At 53.6% G+C, this 6950-nt stretch carries 8 protein-coding genes and 1 tRNA gene; 3 read left to right on the forward strand and 6 right to left on the reverse strand.

Going from position 1 to position 6950, the window contains the following annotated elements:
* Window positions 1–117 precede the first annotated feature (117 nt).
* The gene (locus tag OSC10802_RS46270; RefSeq protein WP_082218291.1) at window positions 118–333 is read left to right on the forward strand and encodes a PAS domain-containing protein; all 216 of its coding nucleotides are present in this window, start codon (window positions 118–120) and stop codon (window positions 331–333) included.
* 103 nt (window positions 334–436) lie between these two features.
* Here the strand turns inward: OSC10802_RS46270 and OSC10802_RS40245 are convergent, their stop codons facing one another.
* Both OSC10802_RS40245 and OSC10802_RS40250 read right to left on the reverse strand, forming a co-directional pair.
* Window positions 437–1906 (reverse strand): hemolysin family protein, encoded by a 1470-nt coding sequence (locus OSC10802_RS40245; protein ID WP_155968798.1) that lies wholly within the window; start codon window positions 1904–1906, stop codon window positions 437–439.
* 185 nt (window positions 1907–2091) lie between these two features.
* Complete coding sequence (locus OSC10802_RS40250; protein ID WP_155967790.1) at window positions 2092–2361, reverse strand: hypothetical protein; 270 nt, start codon at window positions 2359–2361, stop codon at window positions 2092–2094.
* Window positions 2362–2659: 298 nt separating this feature from the next.
* Between OSC10802_RS40250 and OSC10802_RS0114890 the strand changes: the two genes are divergently transcribed.
* A tRNA-Met gene (locus OSC10802_RS0114890) sits at window positions 2660–2743 on the forward strand.
* A gap of 94 nt (window positions 2744–2837) precedes the next feature.
* Here the strand turns inward: OSC10802_RS0114890 and OSC10802_RS0114895 are convergent.
* Together OSC10802_RS0114895 and OSC10802_RS0114900 are read right to left on the reverse strand one after the other, a co-directional pair.
* Window positions 2838–3365 carry an HNH endonuclease gene (locus OSC10802_RS0114895; protein ID WP_017717566.1) on the reverse strand — a complete coding sequence of 176 codons (528 nt, stop codon included), beginning with the start codon at window positions 3363–3365 and terminating at the stop codon, window positions 2838–2840.
* Window positions 3366–3582: 217 nt separating this feature from the next.
* Entirely contained in the window at window positions 3583–4032 is a 450-nt protein-coding gene (locus OSC10802_RS0114900; protein ID WP_017717567.1) for a hypothetical protein, read from the reverse strand.
* Between the two features lie 101 nt (window positions 4033–4133).
* On the opposite strand from OSC10802_RS0114900, the gene pyrE reads away from it, so the two are divergent.
* The gene (gene pyrE / locus OSC10802_RS0114905) at window positions 4134–4730 is read left to right on the forward strand and encodes an orotate phosphoribosyltransferase (RefSeq protein WP_017717568.1); all 597 of its coding nucleotides are present in this window, start codon (window positions 4134–4136) and stop codon (window positions 4728–4730) included.
* A 96-nt stretch (window positions 4731–4826) separates the two neighbouring features.
* Here the strand turns inward: pyrE and OSC10802_RS0114910 are convergent, their stop codons facing one another.
* Together OSC10802_RS0114910 and OSC10802_RS49880 are read right to left on the reverse strand one after the other, a co-directional pair.
* Window positions 4827–6245, reverse strand: coding sequence for an FAD-dependent oxidoreductase (locus OSC10802_RS0114910; RefSeq protein WP_017717569.1), 1419 nt, complete (start codon window positions 6243–6245; stop codon window positions 4827–4829).
* 224 nt (window positions 6246–6469) lie between these two features.
* Window positions 6470–6613, reverse strand: a complete 144-nt coding sequence (locus tag OSC10802_RS49880; protein ID WP_155967792.1) for a hypothetical protein — start codon at window positions 6611–6613, stop codon at window positions 6470–6472.
* Between the last annotated feature and the right edge of the window lie 337 nt (window positions 6614–6950).

Raw genomic sequence — 6950 nt, forward strand, 5'->3', positions numbered from 1 at the left:
AAAAATGGCTGAATTTTTCCGGTAGAGATTACGGCAAATTATTTAAAGTTTAACGGCAAGGAGTATTCTTTCTGTTTTGCACGGGACATTACGTAGCGCAAGCAGGCAGAAGAAGTCCTGCGACAGAGCGAGCAGCAGCTTCACGCTATTTTGGATAACTCGCCGGCAGCCATCTCCCTCAAAGACACTCAGGGACGGTTCATGTTTGTCAACCGCCAGTTTGAAATCCTTTGCAGCGTCACCAGAGAGGGGCCGATAGGTAAGACGGACTGGGATATATTTCCCAAAGAGGCGGCAGACAGGTTTGTGTCGAATGATAAGAGGTTTCTTTAAGAAACCGGGGTTCTGGGCACCCAGCAGTTGCGCAAATCATTTAGACCTGCTATATTTACACCAGGATTCTCAGTAGGGGCGGGTTTTGTTGAGCCGGTGGGGACTATTTGGCGGTATGTGGATTTTCTCGCTGGGGCTGCTCACCAGCGGGCAAAGTTTCTACAGCAGCCCGGCTGGGTGCTGGGTCTTGAGTGGTGTCGTCGCTTGCCGGCTCGGGTTGCCGCCGGTGGATCTGAATTTGGTGCAAGCGCGGCCCTTCTGCTGAAATGACGGTGAGTTCCAGGTTTTGATATTGCAATGTTTCTCCCGGGGTGGGGATTTTCTGTAACTGGTAGATCAGGAAGCCGCCGAGAGTTTGGTATTCATCGGTGAGGGGCAAGTTGAGATTGAGCATTTCGTTGACTTCTTCGAGGTTAAGCTGAGCCTGGACGAGAAAGGTCTGCTCGTCTACAATTTGCACGCCTGACTCTTGGGTGAATGCCTGTGGCTCGAAGTTATTGCCAATGATTTCGGCAACGACATCGTTAAGGGTTACTAAACCGGCGGTGCTGCCAAATTCATCGACGACCATGACGATATAAGTGTGGGTTCGCTGCATCAGCTGCAGCAGTTCCCGCAGGGGGAGATACTCGGGGACAAACTGGGCCGGTCGCATCCAGGGCAGCACCTGAGTTTCCAGGGTGAGAGCGCCTCGGGACAGGGGATCGGCGAGCTGTTTGAAGTCAATAATGCCGCGAATGTCGTCTAGGGATTCTCCCCTGACGGGATAGCGGGAGTGGCCGGTGGCCACGACTTCTTTGAGCAGCATCTCAAAGGTGGCGGTTCTGGGAAGGGCGGAAATGCTGGTGCGGGGAACCATGACTTCCCCTGCAGCTACGTCGCCAAACTCGAAGACGTTGTTGAGCAGCTGGCGCTCTTCTGCTTCCAAGCCGGTGGACTCGCTGGTGGTGGCGATGATCAGCTGCAACTCTTCGGGGGTGACTTGGTGATGCCAGCCTTGGCCGGTGTAGCAAATGCCGGCCAGCCGCAGCAGCCAGCGCGTTGATTGATTGAGTATCCAGATGAAGGGGTTGAAAAAACGAGCAATGGCCAGACTGGGCCGGCCCAGAAACCGGGCCAGTTGCTCTGAGTACAGCATGGCCACGGACTTGGGACAGAGTTCGCCGAGAACGATTTGCAAATAGGCCACCAGCAAAAATGCTGCCGGTATGGCGAGAGAGTGGGCGAGCGCCTCTCTGATGGCCAGCGGCAGCGGCAGGCCGGCGATGGCAGCAGCTACGAGTACGGCCATTGTACTCTCGCCCACCCAGCCTAGCGCCAGACTGGAGAGGGTAATCCCCAGCTGGGTGGTGGAGAGCAGCCGGTCTATATTGCGCTGCAGTTGCTGGACGGTTTTGGCTTGGGCGTCGCCGGCATCGGCCAGCTGGTTAATCCGGGTCCGCCGCACCGACACCATAGAAAACTCAGCCGTGACAAAAAAGGCATTGATGGCAATCAGCAGGAACACCGATAGCAAGCGCAGCCAAATATCTGTCGGGCTTAGAAAGGGGGCGGTCGGGGCTCGATTCACCATATGGTTACCAGCCGCCAAGACAGTGACAGCACAACCAAGCATCCACCAAATATAAAAAAGGCTCAAAAGACGCACCGGCGTGATTTTTCGTCGGGGGTTGGGGACAAGTGTTACGGGTGAGGGATTTTGGCGCTCAGTCGGTTTCTGCCTCAAATCCTTCATGCCACATCGTCGATCCTTCACCCTTATTTCTCATTCTTTTGGGCTTCCTTGCCGTCTATTTGGCGCTGGACGCTTTTGAGGATGTCCTCTTCCTTCAGAAGGACTATCTCTTTTCCGCCCGCCGGATTCCCCTTGCGGGAGCCTAGATTGCTCGTAGGGCGCACATCCGGCTGAGTAATTCCTTTAAGGGCTTCTCGGCCCACGGTAAACCCCCAGCTCGCACTCACTACGCCGGCTCCAAACATCAGGGCGAGTAGAGTGAAGGTAAGTATGACAGTTATATTCAATCTCATGGGTTGGGTGACGATGTTACCAAATCGCTCGCGCGCAGCTTCGACAGTAAAGTCTATTGTAGTTTCAAAGTTTCAGCACCTGCTTCGGGAAAACTCACCCCAGGGGTGTCCACCAGAGTTTTTTTGCCGGCATCTTGACAGCTGCCCTCTCGGTGTGTTACACTATATCAGGAAGCAGAGACGGCCCGAGCGGATTCCCCAGTCCCACTCACCTGACCCTGAGGCCAGAGAAAATTTCCAGGCCGGTCTGGAAAAAAATACTTGACATTCCTTTTTCCGTGCCTTATACTGGAAACATCGGCAGTGGGCCGGTCGGTTTAGGCACCCGACTCATAATCGGTGGGTAAAAAACCCTAGGCAGGTTCAACTCCTGCACTGCCGACTTAGAAAAATAGTGCAAAGCACATCGTGATATATCCCAGGCTACCCCTTGCTACACAAGGATAAAATCCTGGGATATAACTTTTGTTTTGCAACTAAAACAGAAGCAACCCATCGTTGTCCACCTCCCAGTGGCAGTTCGGACAAAGCACTGCTATATTGTATTTGCTGTTGATTTCAACAACTGGCGTGGACAGGTCGAATTTGCTCACGGGTTTGAGATGGCAGATTTCAACGTGCCGGTCATAGCCGCACCATTCGCAGACTTTTATGTGGCCGTAAAGTCTTTTAGCGTGTTCCCTGACTCGGCAATATCTGCTGGCTAGGTTGCTTTTGCAAATCACCTCACCAAGCGTTTTGGACTCAATCTTTTGCGCATCCCGACAGGTGGAGCAATAAACGTTTCTGGGAGATATAGCAGCGTTGCACTGCTTGCACAGACCGGACAGGGTTTTCTTTTGCTTAGGCGCAACCGCGTTTAGATAGGATGTGGAACACTTGCGAGAGCAAAAGTCGTGATTGGACTTGAGGATTTCACTCACCTTCTTGAAAAACCTTTTGCTACAGTTCAAGCATTTTACTTCAACGGGTTTTTGCCGCTTGGATTTATTCTCTGTATCCATTGCGCACCCTCCTGAAAAACTAAGCTGTTAGGGGTTTAATCTGCTTATTGGAGAGAGGAGGCTCTGCCTCCAGATCCGCGCCAGGCGCGGGGATAAACGAAGGGATCATGCCCCATGCCCCATGCCCCATGCCCCACGCCCCATGCCCCATGCCCCACGCCCCACATCTGGAGGAGGGACACCGGATAGCTCCCGGATGTCCGGGAAAAACAGGGCGCTAGCGCAGGGGTACGGTTTCAAAATTTAGCTCGCCGCCTAAGGGACGGCTGTTGAAATTTGCCGGTGGCATCATCATAATCGAAGAGTCGTAGGGATTCGGCAAGTCGGGAGTCCGAATAACCGGATCGCTGGAAACTTGCTGGTTGAGCGCATCTTCGTACAGGCTGTGAACCCCTCGGACATCGCGCTCAATTTGCTTATCAGGGTACCCGCTGCGGAGAATCGAACCTTGACCTAAAATCCAGTTAATTTGGCTGTAGATAGAGCGATTCTGAAAAAATGATCTAGCGTTTTGGTAGAAAGCTTCATTAAAGGCTTCTTGAAGCGGTACAGGTTGGCTTGGCTCTGCGCTTGCAGGCGCAGCTTCAGTCAGGATGGCAGAAGCAACAGCCAGAGTTGACACACTCACGCCCAAGACACCGGCCAGATTTTTAAACAGCACGCCCATGACTTTACTCCTCAACCTTTGCACTGATCTTAACTTATCCCGACCGATTGAGCCCATCTCGTGCCACAATGGCAGAAGGCTTAACGTTTCGTGCTGAGTGAATGAGCGATATTTCCGTGGCCACTGCCGATTTAACGCTGCTGCGCCGGCAGCTGCTGGATTTGTTCTGCGAGCTGGCTTATCGAGAAGGGGATTTCGTGCTGTCTTCCGGGCAGCGCAGCTCCTACTACATCAATGGTAAGCTGGTGACGCTCCACCCTCAAGGGGCTTTGGCCACCGGTCGCCTGCTCCTGTCGGAGCTGCCTCCGGACACCGAGGCCGTGGCTGGACTGACTTTGGGAGCCGATCCGATTGTAACAGCGGTGAGTGTGGTTTCGGCTTGTGAGAACAGGCCGGTGCCGGCGCTGATTGTCCGCAAAGAGCCCAAGGGACACGGGACGCAGGCATACATTGAAGGGCCCGCTCTTCGAGCCGGTGCGAAGGTGGTTGTCCTCGAAGATGTCGTCACCACCGGCACCTCTGCTATGAAAGCAGTGATCCGCCTGCGGGATGCCGGTTACACTGTAGACCGCGTCATTGCTCTGGTAGACCGGCAGCAAGGTGGTGCCGAATTATACCACAAAGAGGGCTTGGAGTTTCAGGCCCTGTTTACCATCCCAGAGATTCAGGCACACCGGGCTGAGAAACCGGGGTTCTGAATAAATCTCTCGGAGCTGAGGCAAATGTTTTCCCAGAAACCCGGTTTCTGGGGGGCTGGGGGGCTGAGAAACCGGGTTTCTGAATAACGTTCATCTCTAACCAGCAAATGCCTTGCCGATTTGCTTGGCTTCCCGAATTCCCGAGAGAAACGCGCCGTGGACTGTGCTGGGATACGGTTGCGATGTGGCTTCACCGGCAAAAAACAGTAGCTCAGCAACAGGTTGAGCTAGCGCTTCCAGATCGCCGGTGGAGCTCCCCACAGGAATTTGCGAGTAAGAACCGAAAGAAAATGGGTCAGCAGCCCATCGCGTCCTTAGAATTGCCTCAGGATTGGGAATCCCATTCCCGTGAGCGCGACGCAGCAGCTTCATCACCCGCTCTCCCACCTCTCGCTCAGATAATTGTTCCAGATCGCGGGCAAAACTCCCGCCCGTCAAGGCTACCAGCACCGGCGCAGAAGTGTGCCGGCGCAGATTGACAAATTCCGAGAAATCTTTTGGCTGCGGGCTGATATATCCTATCATATCATTATCTGCCGGCCAGAATACCCTGGGAAACTTTAAAACTACCTTATTTAAAACTCCCATCATCAGGCGACTGATAGCAGCGCGTTTGCGCTCAGGCAGTGGGGGAGAGAATGTCACAGAGCCAGATTTTAGAACGCCAAGAGGCAAAGTAATCACAGCTGCATCCCCTTGAAAACTGCCGCGTTCTGTTTTTACCGTAACACGCTTATTTCCATATTCAATGGCGGTAACTTTCTGCTGAAGCTGAATGTCAATCCCTTTCGCCAATCCTTTGATGATTGCGTCGTAGCCACCGGGAAACAGATAGTCATCCCCGCCAAACACCTCATCCTCATCATAAGCCATTAGGGAGAGATTTTGCAAATCCGTGCCGTTTTCCACCACTACGTTGGAAGTGAGTTGCCAGTTGAGGATCATTCTTTCTTGGGGCGTCAGGTTTTCTCTCTGCAAGATGCGCTCGACAGCTTCAGCGATTGAGATGTCCTTTGCCAGATTTTTCCGCAGTTCTTTCGCTTGGCTGATAATCTCCTCGTATAAGGATTCGGCTCTCTCAATTTCTTTGTCTCCCAGAGACTTGCCATCTGTGCCGTAAATTGTCCTATTATCGTAATCGGTGGGAGCGATGCGAACCTGAAAGTCTCGCGCCAGTTTTGTAATGGGATTGCCTGTGATTCCGTGAATCCAGGATGCGCCCAAATCTGCGGGGTAACCGAGAGTTCTGTCGGTGTGTATTCTCCCGCCGGTGCGGTTGCGACCTTCTAAAACTGTTACTTTGAAGCCCTGAGATTGAAGTTCGCGAGCGGCGGCTAAACCGGCAATGCCGGCACCTATAACAAGGATACTTGCCTTGCTGGTTTTTGCCGCCCCCTGAGAGCAAGCCCAGGAAAGCGCTGATGCGGCGGCGAAGAGACTGAGATGGAGGAATTGCCGCCGATTGGCGTGGCGGTAGGGGAGCCGGTGAGCAGGAAATTGACAGTGGATATTCATGTGCTTAGCGATGGGGAATCAGCCTGTTTTTGAGACAGTCCTTGCCTGTAGGGGCGGGTTCATCCTAAATGTTTGCTGGTAGGGACAGATATCTGTAAACGCGCCCCTACTTGGAGCTGAATCGCATTTACTAAGAAGCAGGTGAGGCATGTCAAGTGAGCGCCGGCTCTCGGCTGCCGGTTGAATCCCATACCTTGTGGCCCTGATTTGGGGCCAGCCCGCCGTTACAGGAAGATTTGTGTACCATTGGTACACAACTTGGGAAGCCAATGTGTCAAGTGAGCGCCGGCTTTCTTGCCGGTTGAATCCCATCCCTTGTGGCCCAGCTTGGGCGTGAGCCCGCCCCTACAGGAAAATTTGTGTGCCATTGGTACACAAATTCGGAAGCCAATGTGTCAAGTGAGCGCCGGCTGCCGGTCGAATCCCATCCCTTGTGGCCCTGATTTGGGGCCAGCCCGCCGTTACCGGAAGATTTGTGTACCAATGGTACACAAATTGGGAAGCTAATGTGTCAAGTGAGCGCCGGCTGCCGGTCGAATCCCATACCTTGTGGCCCAGCTTGGGGGTGAGCCCGCCCCTACAGGAAGATTTGTGTACCAATGGTACACAACTTGGGAAGCCAATGTGTCAAGTGAGCGCCGGCTGACGGTCGAATCCCATCCCTTGTGGCCCTGATTTGGGGCCAGCCCGCCGTTACAGGAAGAT

The sequence above is a fragment of the Kamptonema formosum PCC 10802 genome, assembly GCF_000332335.1.
In the GTDB taxonomy this organism is placed as follows: Bacteria; Cyanobacteriota; Cyanobacteriia; order Cyanobacteriales; family Oscillatoriaceae; genus Oscillatoria.

What these genes read in the sequence shown, in the direction of transcription:
- OSC10802_RS40245 (WP_155968798.1), bottom strand. Translation starts at nt 1,906, where the DNA reads ATGGTGAATCGAGCCCCGACCGCCCCCTTTCTAAGCCCGACAGATATT.
- OSC10802_RS0114895 (WP_017717566.1), bottom strand. Translation starts at nt 3,365, where the DNA reads ATGGATACAGAGAATAAATCCAAGCGGCAAAAACCCGTTGAAGTAAAA.
- pyrE (WP_017717568.1), top strand. Translation starts at nt 4,134, where the DNA reads ATGAGCGATATTTCCGTGGCCACTGCCGATTTAACGCTGCTGCGCCGG.
- OSC10802_RS0114910 (WP_017717569.1), bottom strand. Translation starts at nt 6,245, where the DNA reads ATGAATATCCACTGTCAATTTCCTGCTCACCGGCTCCCCTACCGCCAC.
- OSC10802_RS40250 (WP_155967790.1), bottom strand. Translation starts at nt 2,361, where the DNA reads ATGAGATTGAATATAACTGTCATACTTACCTTCACTCTACTCGCCCTG.
- OSC10802_RS49880 (WP_155967792.1), bottom strand. Translation starts at nt 6,613, where the DNA reads ATGGCACACAAATTTTCCTGTAGGGGCGGGCTCACGCCCAAGCTGGGC.
- OSC10802_RS0114900 (WP_017717567.1), bottom strand. Translation starts at nt 4,032, where the DNA reads ATGGGCGTGCTGTTTAAAAATCTGGCCGGTGTCTTGGGCGTGAGTGTG.